The organism is Corynebacterium accolens, assembly GCF_023520795.1.
Taxonomy (GTDB): domain Bacteria; phylum Actinomycetota; class Actinomycetes; order Mycobacteriales; family Mycobacteriaceae; genus Corynebacterium; species Corynebacterium accolens.
Window position 1 is genome coordinate 713,448 of sequence record NZ_CP046605.1, and the last position, 26,357, is coordinate 739,804.

Below are 26,357 nucleotides of genomic sequence, written 5' to 3' on the forward strand. Positions count from 1 at the left end.
CTCATAAGGCCGGGGCCTAGTCCTTTACTAGGCCCAATTCCTTAATTTTTTCTTCCGGGTCCACCTGGTCAGAAGAGATCATCTGCTGCATGACCAGGCCTTCCTTATTATCCACCACGGTGATAACGGCCGTGGCGCCCAACGTGGACCAGCCGACGACGCGATCGCCATCGTCTTCGATGGCATGGGAGCTGCGCAGCTCTGTAAGTACCTGGGTGGTCTGGGAGGCCTTGGAGTGGGACTTAAAGAATTGGAATTGCCCCACCTTAGGACCGGAGCAATTGTAGGAAGAATCCCCGCCGGTGGAATCGCAGCGCTCAAACTGGGCGAATAGGTCCTTGGGCGCCAGCGACTTATAAACGTCATAGACCTTGGCCACCGACTTATCCAGCTCACTGCTAGCGCTCGGCTCGCGGGTGGTGCTTTCTTCGGAAGCCTCGTCCTCGTCCTTGTCTGCCGATTCTGACAACGTGGAAGACGTGGAGGATTCGGTGCTTGATGCCGCGGACTCCTCGTCGTTTTCAGAGGTCGTGGTGGTGGCCGCAGAGGTGGTCTCTACGGGGGCATCGTCAGGCGCATCGGCATCGGAGGAACAACTTGCCGCAGCCACGCTGAGCCCTAGTAGCGCCGCCGCGGTAGCGGTACGGGCAGGAAAACGGCGGGAGAAGGAAAGGCGTCGCACTGTATAGAACTCCTTGGTTGCGGGCTTAATTGCCACTTAGTCTAGTTCATCCGGATCCTGGTTGAGGCCATAGCGCAGCGCGGCGATTACGCCAGGGGCCACCTGCGGGCCGCCGCGGAGCTGAATATCGTCTTCAGCAAAGGGGCCGGCCGCCTCAAGCTCTTCTTCAGTGGGCCGCAGCTGCAGCAAGGTGGTCTCAATTCCTTCCTCGCGCAGGGCACCCGAATACAGGCGCGCCGGGCGAGGGGAGGGGTCCTCGCTAGAAGTATCCCGGAACTTGATCTCCTGGGCCAAGATGGCGCCCGCGACCTCGCGCGGCCAGGCCAAGCGGGAGACGTAATCAGCCAATTCCTCGGAACCCGGCTCGATGTTTTCCGGGACATTGTCTTGCACGATAAGGGTCAGCGGGGACGCGGTTTCCTCATCCATGGCCGCTAGCTGGTCCGCCACCAGATGGGTGGGAACAAGGGCGAAGATGGTGGGGCGGGCGTCCCAACCTTCAGCATGGACGAACTCCACGGCCTCCGTCATAGCGCGGTTTAAAGCTGGCTGAGATAATTCGGGGGAACTCATAGGCATCCTTATTCGTTATCTGGGTATTGATTCCTTAAACTGGAAAAAGTCTACATGTTTAATATTCGCACTATTTGATTGGAGCTGGCGTTGTCCCTAGGGTCATCCACACCAGCCGCCCCATTGAAGCGGCCACCTAAGGTCGCGGCAATTATTGCGGCCATCATTGCCGTCCTCTTATTCTTCGGACCCATGCTCGTGGGTATGTACACGGATTGGAGGTGGTTTGGCTCCATTGATTACCGCAGTGTTTTCACCACCGCGATTATTGCGCGCATAGTCCTCTTTATCATCTTCGGGCTCGTTGCTGCCGCAGTGGTGTGGGCAGCCGGGTTCTTTGCTTGGCGCGGCCGCCCCGACTCCCTGGATATGGGGGATTTGAATTCGCCGGTCTATCAGTACCGCCAGTCCATTGAGAAGTCCATGGGCGTGCTGTTCAAGGTCATCCCGGCCATCGTGGGCATCATCGCCGGTTTCATCGGCCAGTCCCACTGGCGCGATGTGATGCTATTCCTCAATGGTCAGGACTTCGGCGTACAAGACCCCCAATTCCACCACGACTTGGGCTTTTATGCCTTTAGCCTGCCCGTGCTGCAGATGGTGGTCAGCACCCTGTCCATCCTGCTTGTACTCGCCTTCCTCATTGCCCTATTCGGCCACTACATCTTGGGCGGAATCCGCATTGGCAATAAGGCCGCGGGCGTGCGCGGCTCTATCTCCCGCTCGGCGCGCCTGCAGCTTGCCATTACGGCCGGGCTGTGGATGGTGGCCCAGGTCGCCGGATACTGGCTGGAGCGCTACGGGCTGCTGTATTCCGAGCACGACCTGTTTACCGGTGGTTCCTACACGGATATCCACGCCTACCTGCCCGCCAAGATCATTTTGATGATCATCGGCGTCTTCGTCGCTATTGCGCTCTTTATGGCCATCGTCATCAAGGACCTGCGCATCCCTGGCCTCGCCGTCGTGCTCATGCTCGCGTCCTCGCTCATCATCGGCCAGGCATGGCCGCTGCTCATGGAGCGCTTCTCGGTACAGCCAAACCGCCAGGCGAAGGAAAACGAGTCCATTGCCCGCAATATCGAGGCCACGCGGTATGCCTATGGGCTTACCGATGACCACGTGACCTACAAGGAAAACTGGGGCGGCGACAACGTATCGGATGACAAGGTTGCCTCCGATAACGCCACCATCAATAACCTGCGCTTGCTGGATCCAGAGATTTTGTCGCCGACGTTTACCCAGATGCAGCAGCTGAAGAACTTCTATGGGTTCCCAGAAACGCTGTCCATGGACCGCTATGAAATCGATGGCAAGATGCGCGACTTCGTCGTTGCAGCCCGCGAGCTGGACCCGAATGAGCTGCGCGAAAACCAGTCCGACTGGATCAACCGCCACACCGTATATACCCACGGCAATGGCTTCGTAGCCGCGCAGGCCAATACCGTCGATGAGGTTGCCCGCGATGCCGGTTCTGCTCGCGGTGGTTACCCCATCTTCACCGTCTCTGACCTACAGACCCAGGCCGGCGAGTCCGAGGGTGAGGGCGAGACCCAAGATGCCGAGAAGTCCTTGGGCATCAAGGTAGACCAGCCCCGCATTTACTACGGCCCGGTCATCGCTAGTGCCGCAGATAATTTGGACTACGCCATTACCGGTACCACCGGCGAGAACCCAGTGGAGTACGACACCGATAGCACCAACTACACCTATGACGGTGAGGGCGGCGTTGAGATTGGCAATCTCTTTGACCGCACCATGTATGCCGCCAAGTACCGCGAGCTGAACTTCCTGCTTTCGGACCGCGTGGGCAGCGAATCCAAGCTGCTTTATGACCGCGACCCCCGCGAGCGCGTGGAGAAGGTTGCCCCATGGCTGACCACCGATTCCGCTACCTACCCGGCCGTTATTGATGGTCATCTGAAGTGGATCGTCGATGGTTACACCACCCTGGACTCCCTGCCGTACTCGCAGCGCGCTTCGCTTTCCGATGCCACCCAGGACGCCCTCAACCCCGATGGCACAACCCAGCGCTTGGTCAATGACCGGGTGGGCTATATCCGCAACTCCGTGAAGGCGACCGTGGATGCCTATGACGGCAGCGTGGACCTCTACGAGTTCGACAAGGAAGACCCCGTTCTCAAGGCCTGGGAAGGTGTCTTCCCGGATGTGGTGAAGCCGGAATCCGAGATCTCCGATGAGCTGCGCGAGCACTTCCGCTACCCAGAGGACATGTTCAAGGTGCAGCGTGACCTCTTGGCCCGCTACCACGTTGATGACCCGAACGTCTTCTTCAATAACGACGCCTTCTGGTCCGTACCGAATGACCCGACCGCAGAGGAATCCCGTGACCTGAACCAGCCGCCGTACTACGTGATGGCTGCCGATCCGGAAACCGGCGACCCGAGCTTCCAGCTGACCACCTCGTACCGTGGTCTGAACCGTGAGTTCCTGTCCGCACACATGGCGGTATCTTCCGATCCGGATACCTACGGCGATATCACCGTGCGCGTGCTGCCAACCAATACGCAGACCCAGGGTCCGAAGCAGGCACAGGACGCCATGATGTCTTCTGACCAGGTTGCCCGCGACCGCACCCTGTGGGAAGGCACCAACGATCTGCACAACGGTAACCTGCTGGCCTTGCCGGTCGGCGGCGGCGAGATCCTCTACCTCGAGCCGATTTACTCGCAGCGCAAGGATCAGGCATCCGCCTTCCCGAAGCTGCTGCGTGTGCTCGTGTCCTACAAGGGCCGCGTGGGCTACGCACCGACTATCGGTGATGCCCTTGAGCAGGTGGGAATCGACGCCAAGTCCGCCCAGGACATCGAAGAGATCGAGGGTGACTCCGGCGACGACGATGCCGCTAAGGACAGCTCTTCTGCGGACAAGAAGGACGAGAAGAAGGAATCTACTGAGGAATCCGCTCCGGCTTCGGCCCCTCGTTCCTCCGATGAAGCAGGCGCTATCGAGGACATCAACAAGGCCCTGAAGGGCCTGGAGGATGCCCGCAATGGCTCCTTTGAAGAGTACGGCCGCGCCTTGGATGAGTTGGACAAGGCAGTTGAGTCCTACCAGAAGTCCGAGGGCTAAAGCCTCTCACTTCGCGTAGTAGAAACTCAGGAAATAAGGCACCTACCCAGGGGATTTGGGTAGGTGCCTTCCTGTCTGTATAGTTACAGAAGTCGCCGGGATAGAGCGAATACATTAAGTATTAACGCACTGTTCAAGCGCAGATGATGGAAGTCATCTCGACGCGGGGTGGAGCAGCTCGGTAGCTCGCTGGGCTCATAACCCAGAGGTCGTAGGTTCGAATCCTGCCCCCGCTACCAACTTCCAGGCCCTGGCCAGAAAAGATTCTGGCCGGGGCCTTTATTTATGCGCCACCCTAGTGGGTGGGCTTAACCCTTGGGCGTAGACCTAAGCCGGTTTCCTGAGTGGAACGATGAGTGGATCTCCAGTCTCCGGATCCTCAATGACCCGCGCCCGCAGATCAAAAGCCTCCTGCAGGAGCTCTGCGGTGATGACCTCTGCGGGTGTACCGGAAGCAATGACCTGGCCGTCTTTCATAACCACGAGATAATCGGAGTAGCGCACCGCCAGGTTGAGATCGTGTAGCACCATTACCACCGTTCTGCCTAGTTCCTGGCGCAGGCTATCGACTAGTTCGAGGATGTCCACGGAGGTCGCGAGATCAAGGTACGTCGTCGGCTCGTCTAGGAAGAGGATGTCGGTGTTTTGCGCCAACACCATGGAGATCCATACGCGCTGGCGTTGGCCGCCGGAAAGCTCATCCAGCGTGCGGCTAGCAAGATCTGCAGAACCGGTTTGCTTTAGGGCCTCGAATACTGCGTCTTCGTCTGTGGAGGACCACTGGCGGAACCACGCCTGATGTGGGTGCCGCCCGCGGGCCACCAGATCGGAGACCAACAGGCCTTCAGGGGCCACGGGGGATTGGGGCAGCATGCCCAGTATGCGGGCGACGTCCTTGCGCTTCATGTCCGAGATATTCTGGCCATCCACACTCACGGTCCCGGTATCAAGGTTGAGCAGGCCAGACATGGCGCGCAGCAAGGTTGATTTACCGCATCCGTTGGGCCCCACGATGGTGGTGATCTTTCCGGCCGGGAACGTGGCGCTGAGATCGCGGATAATGGTGCGCTGTCCGTAGCCCACCGTGACCGAGGAAGCGACGACGCCACCGGCGGTATTTGGTCGGTCTGCGTTTGGCTGGGGAATGGGGGAGGTCATGCGTCTGTGCTCCTAGTGCGTTGAACGAGTAGGTAGATGAGGAAGATGCCGCCCAGTGCGGAGGTGACAATACCCACCGGAAGTTCCACCGGCAGAACCGCTTGGGTGACGATGTCCGCGCCGAGCAGCAGTACTGCGCCGGTAAGCGCCGACGCCGCAAGCGGGGGACTGGGTACGCCACACAACCGAAGGGCCACCTGGGGCGCTACGAAGGCGATGAAGCCGATGGGCCCGGCAGCGGAGACCGCTACCGCAGCTAGGGCTACGGCCAATGCCAGCATCGCTACCTGCACGGCGTTGACTCGCTGGCCCAGCGCTCTGGCGAGGTCGGGGCCCAGAGTGGTGGCCAGTGCATGGTAGGCGATCCAGGCCAGCAACGGGGCGCAGACGATCACAAGGACGGCGATGGGGATGGTGGTACTCCACTCCGACCTCGCTAGGGAACCGGTGAGCCAGAACTGTGCCTGGCTTGCATCCCGCAGCTCCGCGCGGACCATGAGGAAATTGATGTAGGAACTCAGCAGCGCGGTAATAATGATGCCCACGAGGACGAGACGGTAGGAATCGGCTTGGCGTCGCCAAGCCAGCGCCCAAATCACCGTGGCGCTCAGGATCGCGCCCAGCAACGCGGCCAGAGGAATGCCGATTCCGGCGAGCCAACCGGCGAACCCACCGCCACTGCCGAGGACGATGACCGTGACGGCCATGGCCGAGGCTCCCGTGGTGATGCCGAGGATATCGGGGCTGGCCAGCGCGTTGCGGGTGACTGTTTGGGTGAGCGCGCCGGACAGCCCCAGCGCGCAGCCGACCGCGATGGCGGTGGCCACGCGGGGCATGCGCCATTCCAAAACCACGAGTTTTTCCACGCGGCTTCCTTCCCCTTGGAAGATCACCTCAAGTACCCGGGGAACGGAGATGGGGTAATCGCCCAGCCCAATGGAAAGGGCACCCAAAAAGACAATGAGCGCTGCGGCGATAACGCATACCAGCACCACCCTCGGGCGCCAGAGGAAGGAGATGGGCCCAGCCCGGAATGGTACCCCGCCCGGCATCTGCCACGAAGCGCTTTGTTTATCTTGTACGGCCTGCGCAGCCTTGTTGCGTCGCATCACAGCGTCATCACCTTCTTCCGGTAAATCAAGGCGATGAAGAACGGTGCACCAACGAAGGCCAAAACGATGCCCACTTGGAGCTCGCCGGGGCGGGCGATGAGGCGGCCTACCACGTCCGCACACAGCAATAGCGCCGCGCCGGCAAGTGCTGAGTACGGCAAAATCCACTTATAATCTGGGCCGGTAAGAGCCCGGACGATATGGGGCACTACCAGGCCAATGAAGCCCAGCGGGCCCGCGGCAGCCGTGGCCGCGCCGGCCAGCAGCGCGATGATGCCCATGCCGCCCAGCCTTGCGGCCGCGGTATTGATGCCGAGCCCTGCGGCGACGTCGTCGCCTAAGTTCAAGATATTCAGCTGCGGGCCGGTGGCGAACGCCAGGACCAGCCCCAGCACCACGAACGGCAAGATGCCGAGCGCAATGTTCATATCCCTGCCGGCCAGGGAGCCAACGGTCCAAAAGCGCATCCGGTCCAGGTTATTCTCATTGGTGAGAACGAATGCGCTGGTAATAGCGCTTAAGACCGCCGACAGCGCGGCACCGCCTAGCACTAAGGTCAAAGGATCGACCGCTGCCTTGCCCGCGGAGGCCAGGCCAAAGACGAGTGCGGTGGCCGCAATCGCGCCGAGGAACGCTACCACGACGGTGGCCCACGGGGCGCTGATGCCAAATAAAGCGAAGCTGACCACAACGCTGAGCGCCGCGCCGGAACTGACACCCAGGATTCCCGGATCCGCCAGGGGATTGCGGGTGTGGCCTTGGATGAGAGCACCGGCGACTCCGAGTGCTGCCCCCACGATGATGGCCAGGATGGTGCGCGGCAGCCGCAGCTCAGCTACCACGCGTTGGTTGGTGGAAACTTCCTCCTGGCCACCGCGTGCGGCCGGGAGTTCCCGCAGCGCAGTCCACACGTCCTCCGCAGGAATGGAACGGGCGCCATACAGCAAACTGCAGATAGTGCCAACGAGGACCAGCAGGAGCAGCGCCCCTAGACCCAGGAGGCGGGTAGTGCGCACACTCATGGCGTGGCCTCCAATCGCTGCTTCCGCTTGCCGATGCCCCCACGCCCAGCCAATAGTGCCCAGCGAGCACCGGTGCTGCGGAGTGACGCCACGGAAAGTACTGGCTCACAGGTTGCGATGGGATTCCCTAAGTCGCGGGGTGGAGAAAGGTACCTAGCTACTCCCGCTGGGCGGGGAGGGGAGCTTCGCCCGAGGCGTGGCTCAGGCTGTTGCTGGGTGTGATTGTCAATCATGGACAAGCATATTACCGTCTTCATGTAAGGTAAGCCTTCATTTAATTAAAAGACTGTAAAAGTGAAGGGCTGCAAGTCATCGCAACTGGCCCTAGGCGCCCACTATTTAGGTGAAACTCTATGCGGCACCTTTTGTAGTGTCTGTCTCAAAGTTGAGTGTGCTGCATGTGCATCGCATAGGCGGTAGCTGGAAATCTTTTGGTGACCAGCGTAACATTGATTATTTAGGCAAGCCTAAGTTATCTTTTTATCGTGCGAGAATATGTCATTGTCTCCAACGATTGGGGAACTTGGTTGCCCCCCATTTGGGTATAACCAACCAAATATTCTGAACTTTCCCATTTGTGAACGGGCTAGGCCTTGCGCTGAGATCCGTCACCAGTAATAACGGAGAAAAATGACACTCAAGAAAATTCTTGTCGGTACTGCTACTGTGCTGGCTCTGGGCACCGCGGTGACGGCGTGTTCGACTGATGACCAGTCCGAAAACTCTGCAGACTCCCAGGCGGTCAACGCCGAGCAAGGCGCATTCCCCACCACCATCGAGCATCGCTATGGTTCCACCGAAATCAAGGAAGCCCCACAGCGTGTGGTCTCCCTAGGCTATACGGATCAGGACGCGCTGCTGGCGCTCGGAATCACGCCGGTTTCCGTGAAGTATTGGGATAGCATGACCCCAGACGGGCAGGCTGCGGGCAACTGGTCTAACGACAAGATCGAGGGGGATACCCCTCGAATCGATAAAGACACAGAGGTCAATGCGGAAGCCATTGCTAAAGACAAACCAGATCTCATCGTGGCCGTGTACTCGGATATTGATGAAAATACATACAAGAAACTCTCCGATATCGCCCCTGTCGTCGTGCAAAAGGGTGAATATAAAGAGCTGCAGCAACCGTGGGACGTGACTACGGAAGAGATTGGGCAAGCCGTAGGAAAGCCTAAAGAAGCAAAACGTCAGGTGGAGCAGGTTAAAGCGAAGTTTGCAGACCTAAAGGGCCGTCACCCAGAGTGGGCCGAGAAGGAACTCGGTGTGGCCACCGTCTCTGCCGACAGCCTGGCCGTCTTTGCTGAAGAAGATCCGCGCAGCCGCTTCTTTACCGAGCTGGGGTTCAAGATCAACCCCGCCTACGCGGCAATCACCAAGGATAAATTCTACGGCGAGGTCTCCAAGGAAAACGCTGACCAGGTTGATTCCGACGTACTGGTGTGGGACCAGTTGTCCTACGCTCCGACGCAGGACAAGGCATCTGTTACCGAGGATCCAATCGTGAGCAAGCTACCCGCCGTTAAGGACGGGCACAGTGTCTACTTGGAAGGTGACCTAGAAAAGGCCTTCGGATGGCAGACCGTGCTGAGCTTGGACTACCTGTTGGATAAGATCGAGCAGCCGTTGGCGGACGCCACGAAGTAATAGGAGTCAATCGCTGAACCGCTCCCGCATGAATGTGAGGGGGCGGTTTTCGCTGTGTGGGAAGCCGGTCGCACCGCCGATCCGCTGCCCGGAAGTGCATCGTCAAGCAGCATTTTCTTTGGCCCCCGCACTTTTATAGCTAGGGGAATGGGTCTTGTGCAGGTGTGGGCTTAGGGGTCCTGTAAATAGGAAATATCTATAGGAAAATAGTTTAACAAATCTATTGCAACGTGGCCCAGGTAACGCTAACCTAACTTAAAAGTTGCCTTCGGGTCTACCGGAAAATCCGATGAAAAGAGCTGAAAGGCAACCTCAGGAAACCGACTTTAAGGAAAAGGGATGTCAGTAAAAAGGGGCGCGCGTTCATTTATCGCTGCCGCTATCTGTGCCGGATTGGTTCTGTCAGGTTGCTCGTCGAACGATTCAACCGATGAAGCGGCAACAACCTCCGAAGTCGCAGAGGACGTGACCATTGAGCACGCACGCGGCACGGATACGTATCCGGTCAACCCGCAGAACGTGGTTGCCGTGGGGCCGGCCGTTGATAACCTGCTGGAACTTGGAATTAAACCGGCAGCCGTCGTGCAGAATGCAAAAGACAAGAACTCGCCCTGGCGCGAGGGCAAGCTTGATGGCGTCAAGGTGATCGACCAGACAGACTTCAAGACTCTGCCCCAGGAACAGATTGCGGCAATCGAACCCGACTTCATCGTTGGTGACTACTGGACAATTTCCGAGGCTAATTACAAGGAATTGTCTGCAATCGCACCGACTCTCGGCGGAATCTCCGATAAGGGTGAGGGAATTGGCTGGGAATCTCAGCTAGAAGCTTTGGGCAAGATCTTCAATAAGGAATCCGAAGCGAAGAAAGCCATTGAAGAGGATCAGAAGCGTTTCTCCGACGTGAAGGAGAAACTGCCTAACCTCTCCGGTAAGACCGGCATTGTTTCCCAGTTCGCCCAAGGCTCCTTTGGCGCCGTTGCTGACCCTGAGGATCCGGGTGCCTCCTTCATCTACGATTTGGGCATGAAGTTCCCAGACAAGCTGACGGACGGTTCCGTGCCTGTTGATAAGGGTCGCGTCACGCTTTCTCCGGAAAACGTGTCCTACCTGGCCGCTGATTTCATGGTTATTTATAACCGCACCGGCTCAATCGAAGAGGTTGAAAATATTCCGGGATACAAAGATCTGCCACAGGTGAAATCCGATGCGACTCTCGCTGGCGATGAAGCTGTCGTCGCCGGACTCAACAACCCCACGAGCTTGAGCCGAGCTTGGGTGCTGGATAAGACGATGCCGACGCTGGAAAAAGTTGGAAAGTAGTCAAGGTCCGCACAACCCTGATACCTGCTAGAAGAGGCTCGCTCCGTTGCAGCAGGTAGTCATGAACGCCTTCCGATTTATCGGGAGGCGTTCTCTTCAATGGACTGTACCCAAGGCAGTGGTGCGTCCGTTCTTGCCCTTCGAAAACCGAAAACCTGGCCTCACGCTTCCCGCATATTCGCTCATCGGCACAGCACGATGACTGTATTAAAGGTGAGTAGGTGAGCCGGAAAATGCTTGGCGCTGGGAGAGGCGTTCAAGGCGTCAGCACAACTTAATAAGACAATTTAGGCCATTGAATAAAGTGAAATAAAAGCCATCAAAACCGAGAGGGGTATGGTCTCAAAAATGCCAAGGAACAGCCGGAGCAGGGAAATTTATCCAATTTCTTACCGGGAATTGTATGTGGAAAATATCGAAGATATATCGCCAGCCATGCGGCGAATTACGCTCAGCGGGGAGCAACTCCGAGACCACGATCGCGATGGTATTTCCGTTCCTTCGCTGGTAAGCCATGGTTTTGACGACGACGTTCGGCTCATCTTCCCGGATCCGGAAACGGGGGAGCGGCCGCACCCAATAGCGCAAAATGATGGCAACTTATTGTGGCCAGAAGCCGTTAAAAACCTATTCCGCACATACACGGTTCGCTACTTTGACGTTGTACGCGGGCGATTAGCCATAGATTTCGCGCGCCATGGTCAGGGCTTGGCCGAAAACTGGTCCCAGAATGCCCGCATCGGTGACCCCATTTTTGTGGCAGGGCCGAAATCGTGTGCACAGTTACCCACGCATACCGATTGGCTTTTCTTGGCAGGAGACGAGACGGCGCTCCCAGCAATCGGCCGCTGCCTGGAATCACTCTCGCCAGGGCATCGCGCGGTTGCGGTGGTAGAGGTTCCGACGAGCGCTGATATTCAAGATTTAGACATTCCAGATTCAGTACAGATCCACTGGGCAGTACGTGACCAGGGTGAGGACTTCGTAGAAAAGTCACGTGCGCTTTTTGAGGGGACTTCTCAGTCGGCATTGCCAGGTGGCGAAGCATACGCATGGGCGGCGGGGGAGGCCTCCCGGCTGAAACCGCTGCGGCGTTTGTTTAAGGCTTCCGGAATTTCCCCTGAGCATCGGGAAATCACAGGCTACTGGCGGCGTACCAGCCAAAGCGACGCTAAAGAAAGCGCATCGAGCAGCAGCAATAGTGTTTTGCACAATATCCATGATCTGGCTGAGCTGAATTCAGCCTTTGCGCTCCGCACTGCCGTGCGTTTAGGGCTCTTCCAAGAAATCGATGCAGGTGCGAACACGGTCCCTGCTCTTGCTGCTGCGACAGAACTGCACGAGGAGGCGCTCCGGAGGTTTATCCGTTATCTGGCGGCTCTTCAACTCGTCGAAGTACGCGAGCGCACCCTCGCGTTGACCGCAATGGGCGTGGAACTGGCGGATCCAGATTCCAATGCGGTGCGTTGGTTAAGCGGGCCTGCGCATCTTGAGGCGATGGCGCTGATGCGCCTCGAGGACAGCCTTCGCGCCGGTGGGCCAACGCTTCAAGGCGAAAAGGGATTGCCGTGGTCAGAATATCTTGGCCAAGACCCGCACCTGGCAGCCGAACGCTTTGAGCAAAAGAATGTGAGTGCTGGGTGGACTGCTCCTTCCGCGGCAAAGGAACTGCAGCAGTACCTGGATGACACCGCTCGCGTTCTCATCATTGGCCAGGGAGGTGCAGTATATGCGGATGAAATTCTCCGCCGATGCGAACATGCTGAGTGCCGGATTATCACCGATGCGTCCTCGGAAGCGGTGCTACGGGAAATCGCAGGAGCTTCTCGTGAACGATGCGAAACGAGTGGCGGCGAAAGCGGCTTTTCTCCCACCGAAGCAGACTATGTGTGGGCAACTGACGTTATTTTCATCGATCCCTGGAGCGTCTTTGGTAGCGAGGCGGTGGCCGCCGAATTAGGCCGCGCGGTTGGTGGGGATAAGTCCCGCCGGGCTTATATCCTTACCGAGGTCCTCGAGGAAGCCGGCGGCGATGAGCATTCCTATGAAGAGGACTTGGTAAGGCTTTCCATGTTCGGCACCAAGGTGCCGACCCAGGACGATGTCAGCGCTGCTACCGCTGATAGCCGCGCTCTTATTTCTTCTGCCACGGCTGTTGGCTGGGGCAAACACCTCTTCGTCCTGGAAGCAGAAGCGAATTCCTAAAGAGGAACCTCGGTAGGACAAATGCCTCGAGCTTCACCTTTTATTTTCGGACCACGGTCCCGCGTGGGAGGCGGGTAGCCGTTACAGCCATAAGTGTGGTGAACACGGTGAAGTAGGCGAACGTTGTCCAGCCGACCCCGTGGGTGAGGGTCATCAGCACCGTGCAGACGGATACGCCTAGTGCGCTGCCAAGTTGGGTCGCTATGCGGCCCGCAGCGCTGGCATGGACGACTTCATCTTTGGTTAAGCCGTGGTAGGTCGCGGACATCGTGAGCACCGTAAGGGCTCCGATGCCGCCACCGCGCACGAATAGCGCGCAGCCTTGAAGGATGAGCCAGCCTGCCGCCTGGCCGGTGGGAAAAGCGAAAGGTAGCGTTCCGATAATAGTGGCGACAATGCACATGTAGACGGTCTTCCGCGTACCCCATCGGGCGATGAATTTTTTCGATGCCGAGCGGCTGAAATAGGCGCCCACGCTTTGTAGGGCCAGCAGAAGTCCCGCATGCAGTGCGGTGTAGGCGTAGTTGCTCTGATAGTGCAGTGGAATGAGGAAGAGCCCGCCATAAAATACGGTGCTTGCAATGGCCAGTGTTGCCCATGCTGAGGAAAAGGAGGGGTGGGTAAATAGGCGGGCATCGATAAGCGGAGACGGCGCCCGGAGCGCATGCAGCACAAAGTAGCCAATCAGCCCCGCGCCGGCGGCGAGGAGAATTACGCTTGCCCAAGAACTCATGTGCCCGACGGTGGTAAAGCCATAAACCGCCGCGAGCAAACCTGGCGGGAGTAAGAGGTATCCCATGCGGTCCATCTGGGCTGCAGGGGCTGCTGGGGTCCGTTCTAGATAGTGCACGGCAAGGGCAATCGCGGCGATGCCGATGGGGACGTTGATGAGGAAGATGGCGCGCCAGCCGATGGCATCGACAAGCAGCCCGCCCAGTAGTGGGGCAATCGCAGGCGCAATGACCGCTGGTAGACCGATTGCGGTGATGGCACGTGTGGACTGGTCCTTTCCGGCATTAGTGACGATGAGGGTCTGCATCACCGCCACCGAGAAGCCCGCAGCGAATCCCTGCAGGATGCGGAAGGCGATGAGCATGTCTATATGCGTAGACATCGCGCACAGGATTGAAGCGACGGTGAAGGTTGCGAGCGCGGTAATCCAGAGATTTTTGGCGCCGAAGCGGCGCGTTGCCCAGCTGCTGAGCGGAATGGCCATGGTGGAGGCCAACCCGTAGCTGGTGATGACCCATTGGGCGAGGACGATAGGTGCGTGGAACGCCTCGCTGATGGAATGAATGGCGACGTTAACGATGCTGATATCTAGCAGCGGCAAAATTGAGCCGAAGACAAGGGCGATGACTACCCGCCTAGTCTGGGGGTCGAGTTTTTCTTCTTCCTGCATCAGGGGTTTCCTTCGAAGTGCGTGCGCAGATGGCGTGGTGAGGTGTGGTCATGATGGAGAGAGTGATGGAGGTATTAGGAGGCGAATGGTCCGTCGTGGGTGAGGGCGGTGAGCATTTCCGCGAATTGTTGTTGCGCGGGCTCCGGCCAGCGGGCGAGGAATTCTTCCAATTGTTGGGTCAGGCGCGAGCGCATCACGGCGACGTTGTCTTGGCCCAGTGGGGTTAGCGACAGTTGTATCCATCGCGCGTCGCGGGGATCGGTAGCGCGCGCGATGAGTCCGGCCTTTTCTAGGGCCGAGGCGTGGCGGGATACCACTGAGCGGTCTAGGCCGATGACTGAGGCGAGCTCTTTCGGAGTGGAGGGTCCACAGCGGTCTAGGCCGCTGAGCACCAAATATGTGGATTCGTTGATTTCTTCACCGAGCCCCTCGGTGAGATGGGCGTACATACGTCGACGGAGGCTGCGCTGGGAAAGTAGTCCCAGTGCGTCGGCGACTTGTTTGCTTGGAGTGTCCATGCCAGAAGAATACATGCACTGTGCACGCGTGTTTATTGCACGCTAGCTTTGGCGAAATGATCGCGGTAAAGACCGGAAAGCGTATAAAGCAACCGCGTTTGTCCATTTTTCGGGTCGATTTTTGGTGAAACGCGGTTGTTTTGGACAACGTGGCGCTCCCCCGAGTCTGTTTATGCTGGGCCGGCGTCTCAAACGTGCGAAAAGCGATGCCGATTCTTCCATTCTCGGTTCCCGTGCACGCACCTTAACTTTCTGGAACGCTAGGATAGGAGAAAATAGATCTAGTTAAGGAGTACAAAGCAATGGCTAAAGAAACTGCACGCGCCCTTGGCCACGAAGTAGACGTGGATCGCGAGAAATTTACTTACCTAGCATCCACTGATGCCGAGGGCAACAAGATTGAATCCGGAAAGGCTGCGGCAGCGGGAGCTGGGGCCGCAGGAGCTGCAGCTGCTGGAACTGCTGCTGCTGGCGCCGCCGCAACGGCAAGCGCAGATGAGCAAAATGATGCTGCGGCGCAGAGTGATTACGAGCCGAAGAATCACGTCGTTACCGGCGCTGAGGAAGAGCACGTCGGCACTGCGGCGGAGCAGCCCGATCTGCAGGAACAGCTGGATGAGGGTAACGCGGACTATGAGCCCTCACAGCATGTGGTGGGCGAGGTCGAAGAAGAGCACATCGGTACCGCGCCGGAGCAGCCGGAAGAGAATGCGGCAGATGATGAGCGCGATGACTTCGATGACCTGAAGGATAAGGTCACCGAGGCCGGCAATGTCGTTGAAGAGGCCATCAACCGTGCGAAGGACTTCGTGGAAGACAAGGCGCAGGAATACCAGGAAGGATCCCGTAAGAAGGGCGGATTCTTTGACCGCGTGAAAGACGTTGTGCGCGAGGCTCGCGATAATCTCGATGAGAAGCGCAAGTAGTTAACTACGCGTAGGCCGCTGCTTTTCCCGTAGGGGGAGAGGCAGCGGCCTTTGTGCTGCCACGCTAGTCCAGCGCGTGCAGGTAGAACCGGCGGATGAGCAGGCGGCGGGGGATATCGACAAGCGGGCGCAAGAAGGGCAGGAAGGGCTCGGAGGCGGCATCGATAAGCAGCAGCGTCCGCCCATCGCGCAGGCGCTCTAAGGTGAAGGTTTCCTCGCCGCGCTCGAGGTGTCCGGGCAAGGTGCCGTAGGTAAAGCCGCAGCGGCCATCGCCGGCGAAGGTCTCGACCACGCGGCAGCGGAAATCAAATGGGCCAAGGCCCATGGTGATTTCGGCGCCTTCTTGGACGACCGGGTGGGTAGGTCGCACGCGGAAGAGGCCGCTGCGCTGGATGCCCCAGCGAAAGAGCCGGTGGGCTGCGGTATCGAAATCGGCGTCGATGACCCGGCTCATGTGCAGCTGCGGGAATCCGGCGGTATCGGAATAAGAAAGTGGCTCTGGCATCTCAAGCGCCAGCGTTTATCTGTGGGGAGCTCATGGGGGTAAAGAATAGGGCATCGAAAAGTTTTGGGGACGGATTGATCGCGGGATCACCCCCGAAACCTGAAAGAACGGTAACGGCTTGGAAACAGTCACAGGACTTAGCTGCTTTCACACGCGATCCATGTCAGGATTTAGCTAGCACGATCTTGACAACTGAAAGAAGGTAGTTTGATGCTTCGCATTCCGCACCTAAAGAAAGTCCTGGTGGGCTCGGCTTTCGCTGGTGCGTTTTTCTTGGGTTCCCCGGCAGCAGGAGCCCAAGAATTGCCCCAACCGGATATTGACTCGGCAGGGTTTATCAACCACGTGCGCGAGGGCCTCGCGGGCTTTGGTGTTGAGACCCCAGAGGTGGATAAGCAGGTCACCGATACCGTGGATTCCGCGCTGCAAAACGCCCGCGACACGGTGGCAAGTAACGTCCAGCAGGGGGCTCAGTATGCGGAGCCGGCCACCAACCCGAACCCCTTCGGGCTGCTGGAACAAGCCACCCAGGTAGAGCAAAAGCCCTTGGGCAATAACCCCAACTACCAGTGGAAAAATGATGGCTTTTCCAAGGTAGCTGCGGGAAAGCCTGACGCGGACTTTGTCCTGCACCGCGTGCCGGGTTCCCTTTTCGATGCCCCGCGCATCCCCGAAGAATCCGATGCCGCCATGAATCAGGGCAAGTCCCTGTATGGCCCCGGCACCCCTATCTACGTCAATGGTGAGACCATGTGCACCTTGAGCGTTGCCGGCAATGACGCCGCCGGCCGCAAGGTGGGGCTAACCGCAGGACACTGCGGCAACGAGGGCGATGCGATTACCTCGGCCGATTCTGATCACATTGGCCCGACGGGCACCATCGTGTCCAAGAACGCTGCGTTGGATTACTCGGTGATCGAATTCGGCTCCAACGCTGAGGTCACCCGCACCTACAACGGGGTTACCGTTAACTCCCTAGGCGGGACCGTCAACCCGGGTGAGACCGTGTGCAAGCAAGGCGTTGCCACCGGCAAAACCTGCGGTATGACCTATCAGCAGGCGCAAAGCGTCCAGGTCAACCAGGTCTGCGCCATGATGGGCGATTCCGGCGCGCCGCTGCTTGCCGGTGACCGCCTCATCGGTTCCATCTCCGGCGGCTTCCTGCCGGTGAACTTCCCGTGCCGCACCCCGCTGCAGGGCGCGGTTCACAACCCCACCGCCGCTACCAATATGGATACCGTGTTGGCGGATATGAACCGCCGCGGTGGCGTTGGCGCAGGGTTCAAGCTCCCCGAAGCATAACCGCGAAGCAGGTAGCGCCCCATTCGGCATCGAAAGCCGGACGGGGCGCTTTTTTGTGCGCAATTTCTATAGCCATATAACGCGCATCCGCCCCGCCAAAGTGGGGGAAAGCGAAGGCTATCCTTGTTCGCGGACAGCGGCCTAAACCAAACTGAGATTTACCTATTGGCCACTTAGGGTTAGTCAATATCTGCTGTGGATGCCCCGTCCACAGCTAAGTTTGAACCGAGGTTTCCCCCATGCACAAAACCCATTCCGCCCCACCTGAAACCGGTCCCATGCGCGCGGACCAAGCACCCACCGATGCCGTGGTGGAACTATCCGCTGATTGCCTGCACAACGCAAACGAGACCCAACCGGCGCTGGCCGTGCGGCTGCGCGAGCTGGGCTTTCGGCCCGGCACCCGCGTGCAGATTGGCCGCACCGTCGCAGGTGGCACGCGCGTGGTGAGCGTGGGCACGGCCCGCTATGCGGTGGATGCGCACACGCTGCGCCAACTCGAAGTCATTCCAGTGGAGGCATAAGCCATGGCACATAACTCCACGGCCCCAGCAAGCTGCCACAGCACCTCCACCATGCGGATAGCGGCGGAAGGCACGCCCGTCCTGGCACTGGTGGGCGCGCCGAATTCCGGAAAATCCACACTCTTTAACGCATTGACCGGCGCGAAGGTCCAGACCGGCAACTGGCCGGGCACCTCGGTCGAGGTCAGCCGCGGGCTCTGGAATGCGCAGCCAGAGGCCTTCGACATCATCGACCTGCCCGGCGCCTATTCCCTAGACCCCATGAGCCCCGATGAGGCCTTTACTAAGCAGATGCTCATTGACTGCCCCGCAGACGAGCGCCCCGATGTCGTCGTGGTCCTCGTGGACGCAACGGCCCCGGCCCGCGGGCTCAACTTGGCGCTGCAAATCGCCGCCGAGCCATACCGCGTCGTCCTCGGCGTGACCAAGGAGGATATGGCCGAGCAGCAGGGCATTAGCATCGATACTGACGCGCTCTCCCGCGCTACCGGCATGCCAGTGGTCAGCGTCAATGGTCGGCGCCGGCGCAACCTCGACGGGTTGGAAAGCGCCGTGGCGCAGGCCATGCGCGCCGAGCCAATCATCATTCGCGAGGATTCTGGCCTGGATCAGCGCTTCGCGGATCTCGATGCCGCCGAAAAGGCCGCGGTCCACCGCGTGGAGGTGGGTGAGACCCTCACCTAGCGCGTCGACCGCGTGGTGCTGCACCCGGTGGTGGGCCCGCTGCTCTTCCTCGCGGTGATGTGGGCGGTCTTCTTCATCACCACCACGGTGGCAGGGCCCATGCAGGATGGCCTCGAGGACCTTATTACCGGTCCGGTCTCGGACGCTGCTCGCGCCGGGCTGGAAGCCATTGGCCTCGACCATTGGCTGATTACGGGCTTGCTTGTTGATGGCCTCATTGGCGGCGTCGGCATGGTCCTGACCTTCGCCCCGCTGCTGGCGCTGATGTTCTTGTGCCTCGCGGTGCTGGAGGATTCCGGCTATATGGCGCGCGCCGCGGTGGTCACCGATAGGGTGATGCGCTCGATTGGTCTGCCTGGCAAGGCCTTTATCCCCATCGTGGTGGGCTATGGCTGCAACGTGCCAGCGATTTCGGCCACGCGCGTGCTTGGCGATGTCCGCCACCGCATCCTTACCTGCCTGCTCATCCCGTTTACCTCGTGCTCGGCGCGCCTTATCGTCTTTATGATGCTGGCGCAGGTCTTTTTCCCCGATCACGCCGGCTCGGCAGTCTTTGGCATGTATGTCTTATCCATCGTCTTGGTGGTTGCCGTGGGCTTAGCGCTGCGCAAAACGGTCTGGCGCGCCATGCCGTCCGAGGCGCTCGTTATTGACCTGCCGTCGTATCAGCTGCCCACGCTCAAACTATCGGTCTCGGTGATGTGGGTGCGCTTGAAGGGATTTCTTCACACCACAGGCGGCATCATCGTGGCCACGGTGGTGGTCATTTGGCTGCTCATGTCCATCCCAGTTACCGGTGGGCATTCCTTTGACGAGGAAGCCGTCCCGCCGGAGGACTCCGCCTATGGCGCGGTTTCAAAGGCGATATCCCCGGCCTTCGCGCCGGCAGGCTTCGATTCATGGTCCCTGACCGGCCCGCTGGTAACAGGTTTTGTGGCGAAGGAAACGCTGATTTCCACCTGGGCGCAGACCTACGCCGTCGATGACGTCACGGATGCCGATCCTGAAGAACAAGCCGAGTCTTCGCTGGCCGATCACATCCGCAGCGATTTCGATGCCGCCTCCGGTGGGCACGGGCTGGCCGCGGTGTGGGCATATATGGTCTTTCTCTTGGCCTATACCCCGTGCGTGTCTACGGTGGCCGCGCAGCGGCGCGAAATCGGCTGGAAGTGGACGCTCATCGGCTTTGTGCTGCAGCTCGTCACGGCGTGGGTCTTGGCCGTCGGCGTCTTCCAGGTGCTGAGGTTATTCCTATGAGCCCTACAGACAAGGTAAAAGAAGCGATCCGCGGCGGTCACTCCACGCCCGCGGATATCGCTCGGGCAACGGGATTAGGCCAGGGGACGGTGGAGGTTATCCTCGCCCACTTGGAACACAGCGCGCAGCTCGTGCGCGAATCGCTCTCCTCGTGCCCGACGGGCGGCTGCGGTAGTTGCTCGCACAGTGATGGCTGCTCGGGCGCCGAAGGCGGGCGCCGTGAACCGGTCTTATTGAAGCTTTCGGCCCACCCTTAATCCTGCAGCATCTCCAATGCGGCCTTGTGCAGGCGGCCATTGGAGGCAATGGCCGATCCGCCGTGCGGCCCGGGATTGCCGGATAGATCCGTAAACGTACCGCCGGCCTCGGTCACGAGCAGGGACGGGGCGGCGAGATCCCAGAGGGAGACCTCCGGCTCGGTGGCGATATCGACGGCACCCTCTGCCACGAGGCAATAAGACCAGAAATCGCCATAGCCGCGCAGACGCCATGTCTTATCCGTCAAGTTGAGGAACTTATCGCGCAACCCGCGCTCGGACCAGCCGGTCAGCGAGCTCATGGCCAGGGATGCGTGCCCAAGCTTTTCGATCTGAGAGACGTGCAGGCGCTTCGGCTCGCCGCCAAAAACACGGTAGGCACCGGCGCCTTTCGCCGCGTACCAGCGACGGCGCAGGGCAGGCGCGGAGACCACGGAGACGACCGGTTCGCCGTCCTCAAGCAGGGAAATAAGCGTGGCCCATACCGGCACGCCGCGCACGAAGTTCTTCGTACCATCGATGGGATCGATAACCCACTGGCGGCCCTCGTAGCAGGCCTGGCCGCCGAATTCTTCGCCCAAAACCTCATCGCGCGGGCGGGAGCGCTTCAGCGAATCGCGGATGTGCTTCTCGCAGTTCAGATCCGCATCCGAAACCGGGGTCAGGTCCGGCTTTTCCTTGACGGAAAGGTCGGTGGCCTCAAAGCGATGCATCGTGACCACATCGGCGTGACCGGCTAACTCGAGAGCGAGACCTAAGTCTTCTTTGAATTTACCCACGGAGCCATTCCTCCATTTGTTGAACTACCTGTTTATTTCCGGCCAAGCACCACTCGACGCCACCGGCTTCTACCTTGCGGGCGGCACCACCGGCGGCTTCAATGAGAGCCTTGCCGGGGAACCAATCCCAATCCGCTACCGAATGCTGCATCCATGCGCCCCACGTGCCTTCTGCCGCGGAGGCCAAGTCCACCGAACCGGCACCAAGCATACGGACTGTAGCAAAGTTTTCGGCCACCCGCTGCCACGCGGCACGAATTTCTGGATCCGCCAGCGACGTTGGGTGTAGGTAGGACGAGAGAGAGATTTCTTCTGCCGGCTTATCCTGCAGCTTGGCAACGTCCTTGCCATCGAGCGAGGTAGGGTAGTCGCGCCCGCCAAACCAGGTATAGCCCATGGCGGGGCGGTGGACGGCGCCGAGGGCGATCCCGGAGGCATCGGTAAGCGCGAGCGCCGAGCACCAATAATCCGAGCCAGAGGTGAAATTGTAGGTGCCATCCACCGGATCGATGACCCAATTGCGCCCAGACTGGGACTCGCGGGCGGTGCCTTCCTCGCCCACCAAGCCGTCCTCGGGGCGCACGGCCTCTAGCACGCCGGCGATAAAGCGCTCGGCGGCGCGGTCCGCATCCGTGACCACGTCAGAAATAGAGGTTTTCTGCTCAACCGAGACGCCCATCTCGCGCAAGCGCCAAGCCAAGCGTCCGGCGTTATACACAAGCGCCTGCGCCAAATGGGCATCCCCATCGTCTGCATGCGCGACAATAAACGTTTTGATGACCGCATCGATCATCTCCTGCAAGCTTGGCTTTTGATCCATGCACACCATTGTCGCCCTAAATCCAGCCAATGGCTAATTCTGTGGGGGAGGTGGGTAAGATTGGGGCCTATGCGTCCCGAAGTAATTACACGGCTCAAGCAATTGGACACCACCCTGACCACCATTGAAAAGGTCATGGATCCGGAAGCCTTGGCTGCGCGCATTCGGGAGTTGGAAGCCCAAGCTGGGGATCCCTCGCTGTGGGATGACCCCGAGCACGCACAAAAGGTCACCTCTGAGCTGTCTTCAGCACAGGCAAAGGTCCGCAAACTGGAATCCTTGCGCGGGCGCTTAGATGATATGCCGGTGATGTACGAGCTCGCGGAGGAAGAAGGTACCGTCTCCGTTGCCGATGAAGACCTTGCTGAGCTGGAAAGCGCCATCGAATCCCTCGAGGTAACAACCATGCTCTCCGGGGAATATGACCCGCGCGAGGCCGTGATCAATATCCGGTCGGGTGCCGGCGGGGTAGACGCGGCCGATTGGGCGGAGATGCTCATGCGCATGTACACCCGCTGGGCCGGAAAGCACGACCACAAGGTGGATATTTACGATATTTCCTATGCTGAGGAAGCAGGAATTAAATCCGCCACCTTCGTGGTGCATGGGGAATACATGTACGGCCAGCTTTCCGTGGAACAGGGCGCGCACCGCCTCGTGCGCCTTTCGCCCTTTGACAACCAGGGCCGGCGCCAAACCTCCTTCGCAGAGGTCGAGGTCCTTCCTGTAGTGGAGCAAACGGACCACATCGACGTGCCAGATAATGAGGTGCGCGTGGACGTGTACCGTTCCTCTGGCCCCGGTGGACAGTCCGTTAACACCACCGATTCCGCGGTGCGCCTGACCCATATCCCCACCGGCATCGTGGTCACCTGCCAGAACGAGAAGTCGCAGATCCAAAACAAGGCTTCTGCCATGCGGGTGTTGCAGGCAAAGCTTCTGGAACGCAAACGCCAGGAGGAGCGGGCGGAGCTCGATGCGCTTGGCGCTGGCGGCAATGCCTCTTGGGGTAACCAGATGCGCTCTTATGTTTTGCACCCGTACCAAATGGTTAAAGACCTGCGCACCAATTTTGAAATGGGCGATCCCTCCAAGGTACTCGACGGGGATATCGACGGCTTCTTGGAAGCCGGCATCCGCTGGCGCATGCAACAAGAGCGCGGCGAGGATTAACCTCAACCGCGCCCTGCAGGATTAAGCCGGGTAGTGCATCGGCGCGCCCGGTCCAAGTGGGATACCCAGCAGGTACCACACGATAAAGAAGATGAACCAGCCAACGATCATGGCGATGGAATACGGCAGCGCCAGCGACATCAGCGTGCCAACACCCGCCGGCTTGTAGTAGCGCTGCAGGAAGGTCAGTGCGAGGGCGAAGTACGGCGACATCGGGGTGATGATATTTGTCGGCGAGTCACCGATACGGAAGAGCATCTGGGAGACCTCGGGCGAGATGCCCACGTACATCATCATCGGGACGATCACCGGCGCCATCAGTGCCCACTGCGCGGAACCTGAGGTAATGAACAGGTTGAGGACTGCCACCATGGCCACGAGCGCGGCGAACATCAAGATGGGCGGCAGCGACCAAGCCTGCAGCAGCTCAGAGCCCTTAATGGCGGTCCACACACCGAGGTTGGACCACTGGAACCACGCCAAGAATTGGGCGACGGCGAAGAAGAGCACCAGCATGGGAACCAAGGTCTTAATGCCTTTAGCCATAAAGTCTGGCACGTCAGAGGCGGACTTCAGCGTGCCGGCGTAGATGCCGTAGACGATGCCGCAGACCAAAAAGGCCAGGGCAATGGGAACCGCAATCGCGCTAATGAGCGGCGATTCCATGAAGCTATCTTCCTGGCTAGCGAGCGGAGAGCCCGGGATAAAGAGCAGGGCGAAGAAACCAGCGAGGAAGATGAGCAGCGCGATGCCAGAGGCGGTCAAGCCCTTTTGTTCCTCCGGCTTTACCCGCAGCTCGTCTTCTTCTTCCTCGAAATCAACGTCGCCTTCTTCCGCGTCCTCGTCCGCCTCATTATCAGCGGCGCCGGCGGCCTGGGAGAAGGAGACTTCCTCGTAATTGATCTTGTCGTGGTTGACCAGCTCACGGGCCTTTTTCACCATGAACCATTCCGTGACGGCGGTGATGATAAGGGACAGCACGATGGCGGATGGAATGACGAAGAAGATATTGGCCAGCGGGCTGACCTCGTAGGCTTCATCTACGAACTGGGCGGCGGGAGTGGAAATACCGGCCAGCAGGAGGTCAGTGATGTTGAGGATCAGCGAGGCGTTGAAGCCCGCCGAGGATGCCGCAAAGGCCACCATGGCACCCACGATGGGGGAGCGGCCGACCGAGTGGAAGGCCATCGCGCCCAGCGGGATGAGGATGACATAAATGGCATCCGAAGCCACGGAACCGGTCACGCCGGCCAGGGCGACGATGAAGGTCAGGAACTTCGGGCTGACCTTGGTCACCATGGCGCGCACGAGCGCGGACAAAAGCCCGGACTGCTCAGCCACGGCCACACCCAGCATCACGGCAAGGATGACGCCCAATGGCGGGAAGCTCGTGAAGTTCTCCACCGCGTCCGTGACCATGCGCGAGATATTCTCGGTGGTCAGGAGGGATTCAACCTCGATGGTATCGCCGGATTTGGGATCCTCGGCGCTCATGCCAATTAAGTGGCCAATCCAGGAGGTAATGGCGACGATGATCGCGAGGATGACGAAGAGCCAGAAAGGATCGGGGAGTTTATTGCCAATCTTTTCTACGGTGCCTAAAAAGCCGCTTGCTTTCTCCGGTTTATCTTTGGTTTTAGTCTCGGCCATAGTATCGGCACTTTCTGTCGATCGGGTCGGGCATCATTGCGTACCAGATTTTGTGTTCTAGACTACACTACTAAATAGCGTTCACAGGTCACTGTCAACTTTGGTTGCTACAGTGGCGGGGTGATTACTTTCAATAACGTGACTAAGGTGTATTCCGCCCAGTCCCGCCCCGCGCTCGATGGGGTGTCTTTTGAAATTGCGGACGGTGAGTTTGCGTTCCTCATCGGCTCTTCGGGGTCCGGAAAGTCCACTTTTCTTGAGCTCATGGTGCGCTATAGCAATGTGACCTCGGGCGATATTTACTTCGGTGACTTCCACGTCAATGAGTTGAAGGGCAAGGATATTAACGCCCTGCGCCAATCCATTGGCTACGTATTCCAAGATTTTCGGCTGCTTCCCAAGCTGAACGTGTACCAGAATGTGGCGTTTGCCCTGGAGGTCATCGGCAAGAGCAAGCACCGCATCTCCACCGCGGTGCCGCAGGTGCTGGAGATGGTGGGGCTGGAAAACCGCCACCATGCGATGCCGCACGAGCTTTCCGGCGGTGAGCAGCAGCGCGTTGCTATCGCCCGCGCCCTGGTCAATCGGCCGAAGCTGCTGCTTGCCGATGAACCCACGGGCAACCTCGATCCCGCCACCGCCGACGGGATCATGGACTTGCTGTTGCGCATCAACAAGCGTGGCACCACCGTAGTGATGTCCACGCACAATTCCCGCGCCGTGGATAAGGCGAAGAGGCGCGTGCTGGAATTGCGCGATGGCACGCTCGTTCGCGATGAACACAACGCCGCCTATTCGGCGCAGGAGGAGCAGGCATGAACCTAGGATTCATCTTCCGCGAGGCCACCAAGGGCTTGGGCCGCAACCTGACGATGACCATCGCGATGCTCATTACCACAGCCATTTCTGTCGGCGCCGTGGTTGCCGGCATCATGGTCACCAACCTCACCAAGGATACGAAGGATATCTACTTGGACCGCGTCGAGGTTATGGTGCAGCTCAACGAGGATATTTCAGCCACGGATCCAAACTGCTCCACTCCCGCATGCGCGGACTTAAAGGACCAGTTGGAATCCGATAGTTCCGTAGAGTCCGTGGAATTTCGCAACCGGGAGGCTTCCTACGAGCGCTTCCGTGAGCTCTTCCAGGACACGGATCCGGTGATGGTGGAACAAACCTCGCCGGATGCGCTGCCTGCAGCATTGCACGTGCGCCTCGTTGATCCGGAGGAAGCCTCCGCTATCGATGCCGTGCGGGATAACCCGGCGGTAGAAGAGGTCGTGGACCAGCAGGAAGAGGTGCGCGAGGCGGCAAGCAACCTCGATTCCATCCGCACCGCCACCTTCATCGTGGCCATCGTGATGTCCATTGCAGCCATCTTCTTGGTGGCCAATATGGTGCAAATCGCCGCCTTCCACCGCACCCGGGAGACCGAAATTATGCGCATGGTGGGCGCCTCGCGCTGGATGACGCAAGCGCCGTTCGTGGTAGAAGCGGTGCTCGCCTCCCTTATCGGTGTGGTCCTGGGCGGTGCCGGGCTGCTCGTGGCGAAGTCCCAAGTGATCGATCCTGCGCTGCAGGGCCTGTATGAATCGCAGTTGCTGGCACCGATGAAGTTAAGCGATCTGTGGATAGCACTGCCGCTGGTGGGGCTGCTCGCCTTGGCGGTTACCGCTGCCACCGCGCAGATTACCCTGCGTTCCTATGTCCGCCGCTAAGCCGTTTGCCGGGTGCGGTAAACGAGC

General features: G+C 59.3%; 22 protein-coding genes, 1 tRNA gene and 1 pseudogene. 13 read left to right on the forward strand and 11 right to left on the reverse strand.

What is annotated here, in order from left to right:
• Nucleotides 1–16: 16 nt before the first annotated feature.
• Together CACC_RS03455 and CACC_RS03460 are read right to left on the reverse strand one after the other, a co-directional pair.
• Nucleotides 17–718 carry a hypothetical protein gene (locus CACC_RS03455; protein WP_005277567.1) on the reverse strand — a complete coding sequence of 234 codons (702 nt, stop codon included), beginning with the start codon at nucleotides 716–718 and terminating at the stop codon, nucleotides 17–19.
• Nucleotides 719–1,255, reverse strand: coding sequence for a PPA1309 family protein (locus tag CACC_RS03460; RefSeq protein WP_005277569.1), 537 nt, complete (start codon nucleotides 1,253–1,255; stop codon nucleotides 719–721).
• Between the two features lie 123 nt (nucleotides 1,256–1,378).
• Here CACC_RS03460 and CACC_RS03465 point away from each other — a divergent pair, with 123 nt between their 5' ends.
• Complete coding sequence (locus CACC_RS03465) at nucleotides 1,379–4,348, forward strand: UPF0182 family protein (RefSeq protein ID WP_005277572.1); 2,970 nt, start codon at nucleotides 1,379–1,381, stop codon at nucleotides 4,346–4,348.
• 162 nt (nucleotides 4,349–4,510) lie between these two features.
• Nucleotides 4,511–4,587, forward strand: a tRNA-Met gene (locus tag CACC_RS03470).
• A gap of 88 nt (nucleotides 4,588–4,675) precedes the next feature.
• Here CACC_RS03470 and CACC_RS03475 read toward each other — a convergent pair.
• The 3 genes from CACC_RS03475 to CACC_RS03485 are packed head-to-tail and all read right to left on the reverse strand — an operon-like array spanning nucleotide 4,676 to nucleotide 7,640.
• A complete protein-coding gene (locus CACC_RS03475) occupies nucleotides 4,676–5,506 on the reverse strand; it encodes an ABC transporter ATP-binding protein (protein ID WP_005277575.1) in 831 nt (276 codons plus the stop codon).
• Nucleotides 5,503–6,615 (reverse strand): FecCD family ABC transporter permease, encoded by a 1,113-nt coding sequence (locus CACC_RS03480; RefSeq protein ID WP_005277577.1) that lies wholly within the window; start codon nucleotides 6,613–6,615, stop codon nucleotides 5,503–5,505. Before CACC_RS03480 ends, CACC_RS03475 begins: the two co-directional genes overlap by 4 nt.
• Nucleotides 6,615–7,640, reverse strand: coding sequence for a FecCD family ABC transporter permease (locus tag CACC_RS03485; RefSeq protein WP_005277580.1), 1,026 nt, complete (start codon nucleotides 7,638–7,640; stop codon nucleotides 6,615–6,617). The genes CACC_RS03480 and CACC_RS03485 overlap by 1 nt, the downstream gene beginning before the upstream one ends.
• A gap of 630 nt (nucleotides 7,641–8,270) precedes the next feature.
• On the opposite strand from CACC_RS03485, the gene CACC_RS03490 reads away from it, so the two are divergent.
• From CACC_RS03490 to CACC_RS03500, 3 genes are all read left to right on the forward strand, one after another.
• Nucleotides 8,271–9,287: an iron-siderophore ABC transporter substrate-binding protein gene (locus CACC_RS03490; RefSeq protein WP_005277582.1), complete on the forward strand. Its 1,017-nt coding sequence runs from the start codon at nucleotides 8,271–8,273 to the stop codon at nucleotides 9,285–9,287.
• A 339-nt stretch (nucleotides 9,288–9,626) separates the two neighbouring features.
• Nucleotides 9,627–10,610, forward strand: coding sequence for an ABC transporter substrate-binding protein (locus CACC_RS03495; protein ID WP_005277584.1), 984 nt, complete (start codon nucleotides 9,627–9,629; stop codon nucleotides 10,608–10,610).
• Nucleotides 10,611–10,958: 348 nt separating this feature from the next.
• On the forward strand, nucleotides 10,959–12,815 hold the full coding sequence (locus tag CACC_RS03500) for a siderophore-interacting protein (RefSeq protein WP_035108332.1): 1,857 nt from the start codon (nucleotides 10,959–10,961) through the stop codon (nucleotides 12,813–12,815).
• Between the two features lie 40 nt (nucleotides 12,816–12,855).
• Here CACC_RS03500 and CACC_RS03505 read toward each other — a convergent pair whose 3' ends face one another.
• The gene (locus CACC_RS03505) at nucleotides 12,856–14,217 is read right to left on the reverse strand and encodes a DHA2 family efflux MFS transporter permease subunit (RefSeq protein ID WP_005277587.1); all 1,362 of its coding nucleotides are present in this window, start codon (nucleotides 14,215–14,217) and stop codon (nucleotides 12,856–12,858) included.
• 74 nt (nucleotides 14,218–14,291) lie between these two features.
• Nucleotides 14,292–14,735: a MarR family winged helix-turn-helix transcriptional regulator gene (locus CACC_RS03510; RefSeq protein WP_035108372.1), complete on the reverse strand. Its 444-nt coding sequence runs from the start codon at nucleotides 14,733–14,735 to the stop codon at nucleotides 14,292–14,294.
• A 302-nt stretch (nucleotides 14,736–15,037) separates the two neighbouring features.
• Here CACC_RS03510 and CACC_RS03515 point away from each other — a divergent pair, with 302 nt between their 5' ends.
• Nucleotides 15,038–15,661, forward strand: a complete 624-nt coding sequence (locus tag CACC_RS03515; RefSeq protein ID WP_005277592.1) for a hypothetical protein — start codon at nucleotides 15,038–15,040, stop codon at nucleotides 15,659–15,661.
• Between the two features lie 64 nt (nucleotides 15,662–15,725).
• On the opposite strand, the gene CACC_RS03520 is transcribed toward CACC_RS03515, so the two are convergent.
• Complete coding sequence (locus tag CACC_RS03520) at nucleotides 15,726–16,166, reverse strand: DUF1990 family protein (RefSeq protein ID WP_005277593.1); 441 nt, start codon at nucleotides 16,164–16,166, stop codon at nucleotides 15,726–15,728.
• Nucleotides 16,167–16,376: 210 nt separating this feature from the next.
• On the opposite strand from CACC_RS03520, the gene CACC_RS03525 reads away from it, so the two are divergent.
• From CACC_RS03525 to CACC_RS03540, 4 genes and pseudogenes are all read left to right on the forward strand, one after another.
• Nucleotides 16,377–17,468 (forward strand): S1 family peptidase, encoded by a 1,092-nt coding sequence (locus CACC_RS03525; protein ID WP_005277594.1) that lies wholly within the window; start codon nucleotides 16,377–16,379, stop codon nucleotides 17,466–17,468.
• 239 nt (nucleotides 17,469–17,707) lie between these two features.
• Nucleotides 17,708–17,992 carry a FeoA family protein gene (locus CACC_RS03530; RefSeq protein WP_208854185.1) on the forward strand — a complete coding sequence of 95 codons (285 nt, stop codon included), beginning with the start codon at nucleotides 17,708–17,710 and terminating at the stop codon, nucleotides 17,990–17,992.
• 3 nt (nucleotides 17,993–17,995) lie between these two features.
• A pseudogene (feoB, locus tag CACC_RS03535) lies at nucleotides 17,996–19,933 on the forward strand (ferrous iron transport protein B).
• Nucleotides 19,930–20,190 carry a hypothetical protein gene (locus CACC_RS03540; protein ID WP_005277598.1) on the forward strand — a complete coding sequence of 87 codons (261 nt, stop codon included), beginning with the start codon at nucleotides 19,930–19,932 and terminating at the stop codon, nucleotides 20,188–20,190. Before feoB ends, CACC_RS03540 begins: the two are co-directional and overlap by 4 nt.
• Here the strand turns inward: CACC_RS03540 and hisN are convergent.
• Nucleotides 20,187–20,969 carry a histidinol-phosphatase gene (gene hisN / locus CACC_RS03545; protein WP_005277599.1) on the reverse strand — a complete coding sequence of 261 codons (783 nt, stop codon included), beginning with the start codon at nucleotides 20,967–20,969 and terminating at the stop codon, nucleotides 20,187–20,189. The genes CACC_RS03540 and hisN overlap by 4 nt on opposite strands.
• Nucleotides 20,962–21,798, reverse strand: coding sequence for an inositol monophosphatase family protein (locus CACC_RS03550; protein ID WP_005277600.1), 837 nt, complete (start codon nucleotides 21,796–21,798; stop codon nucleotides 20,962–20,964). The genes hisN and CACC_RS03550 overlap by 8 nt, the downstream gene beginning before the upstream one ends.
• Nucleotides 21,799–21,858: 60 nt before the next feature.
• Between CACC_RS03550 and prfB the strand changes: the two genes are divergently transcribed.
• Nucleotides 21,859–22,962 carry a peptide chain release factor 2 gene (gene prfB, locus CACC_RS03555; RefSeq protein WP_005277601.1) on the forward strand — a complete coding sequence of 368 codons (1,104 nt, stop codon included), beginning with the start codon at nucleotides 21,859–21,861 and terminating at the stop codon, nucleotides 22,960–22,962.
• A gap of 21 nt (nucleotides 22,963–22,983) precedes the next feature.
• Here prfB and CACC_RS03560 read toward each other — a convergent pair whose 3' ends face one another.
• A complete protein-coding gene (locus CACC_RS03560) occupies nucleotides 22,984–24,612 on the reverse strand; it encodes an AbgT family transporter (protein ID WP_005277603.1) in 1,629 nt (542 codons plus the stop codon).
• Nucleotides 24,613–24,732: 120 nt separating this feature from the next.
• Here CACC_RS03560 and ftsE point away from each other — a divergent pair, with 120 nt between their 5' ends.
• Both ftsE and ftsX read left to right on the forward strand, forming a co-directional pair.
• On the forward strand, nucleotides 24,733–25,431 hold the full coding sequence (gene ftsE, locus CACC_RS03565; protein ID WP_005277604.1) for a cell division ATP-binding protein FtsE: 699 nt from the start codon (nucleotides 24,733–24,735) through the stop codon (nucleotides 25,429–25,431).
• Complete coding sequence (ftsX, locus tag CACC_RS03570; protein WP_005277606.1) at nucleotides 25,428–26,330, forward strand: permease-like cell division protein FtsX; 903 nt, start codon at nucleotides 25,428–25,430, stop codon at nucleotides 26,328–26,330. The genes ftsE and ftsX overlap by 4 nt, the downstream gene beginning before the upstream one ends.
• The last annotated feature ends 27 nt before the right edge of the window (nucleotides 26,331–26,357 follow it).

Bases quoted from the DNA above. Each gene is read 5' to 3' on its own strand.
- CACC_RS03530 (WP_208854185.1), top strand. From the start codon at position 17,708: ATGCACAAAACCCATTCCGCCCCACCTGAAACCGGTCCCATGCGCGCG.
- CACC_RS03525 (WP_005277594.1), top strand. From the start codon at position 16,377: ATGCTTCGCATTCCGCACCTAAAGAAAGTCCTGGTGGGCTCGGCTTTC.
- CACC_RS03490 (WP_005277582.1), top strand. From the start codon at position 8,271: ATGACACTCAAGAAAATTCTTGTCGGTACTGCTACTGTGCTGGCTCTG.
- CACC_RS03560 (WP_005277603.1), bottom strand. From the start codon at position 24,612: ATGGCCGAGACTAAAACCAAAGATAAACCGGAGAAAGCAAGCGGCTTT.
- CACC_RS03540 (WP_005277598.1), top strand. From the start codon at position 19,930: ATGAGCCCTACAGACAAGGTAAAAGAAGCGATCCGCGGCGGTCACTCC.
- prfB (WP_005277601.1), top strand. From the start codon at position 21,859: ATGCGTCCCGAAGTAATTACACGGCTCAAGCAATTGGACACCACCCTG.
- CACC_RS03510 (WP_035108372.1), bottom strand. From the start codon at position 14,735: ATGGACACTCCAAGCAAACAAGTCGCCGACGCACTGGGACTACTTTCC.
- CACC_RS03520 (WP_005277593.1), bottom strand. From the start codon at position 16,166: ATGCCAGAGCCACTTTCTTATTCCGATACCGCCGGATTCCCGCAGCTG.
- CACC_RS03550 (WP_005277600.1), bottom strand. From the start codon at position 21,798: ATGGTGTGCATGGATCAAAAGCCAAGCTTGCAGGAGATGATCGATGCG.
- CACC_RS03495 (WP_005277584.1), top strand. From the start codon at position 9,627: ATGTCAGTAAAAAGGGGCGCGCGTTCATTTATCGCTGCCGCTATCTGT.
- CACC_RS03485 (WP_005277580.1), bottom strand. From the start codon at position 7,640: ATGAGTGTGCGCACTACCCGCCTCCTGGGTCTAGGGGCGCTGCTCCTG.
- CACC_RS03480 (WP_005277577.1), bottom strand. From the start codon at position 6,615: ATGCGACGCAACAAGGCTGCGCAGGCCGTACAAGATAAACAAAGCGCT.
- CACC_RS03475 (WP_005277575.1), bottom strand. From the start codon at position 5,506: ATGACCTCCCCCATTCCCCAGCCAAACGCAGACCGACCAAATACCGCC.
- CACC_RS03500 (WP_035108332.1), top strand. From the start codon at position 10,959: ATGCCAAGGAACAGCCGGAGCAGGGAAATTTATCCAATTTCTTACCGG.
- CACC_RS03460 (WP_005277569.1), bottom strand. From the start codon at position 1,255: ATGAGTTCCCCCGAATTATCTCAGCCAGCTTTAAACCGCGCTATGACG.
- ftsX (WP_005277606.1), top strand. From the start codon at position 25,428: ATGAACCTAGGATTCATCTTCCGCGAGGCCACCAAGGGCTTGGGCCGC.
- CACC_RS03515 (WP_005277592.1), top strand. From the start codon at position 15,038: ATGGCTAAAGAAACTGCACGCGCCCTTGGCCACGAAGTAGACGTGGAT.
- CACC_RS03505 (WP_005277587.1), bottom strand. From the start codon at position 14,217: ATGCAGGAAGAAGAAAAACTCGACCCCCAGACTAGGCGGGTAGTCATC.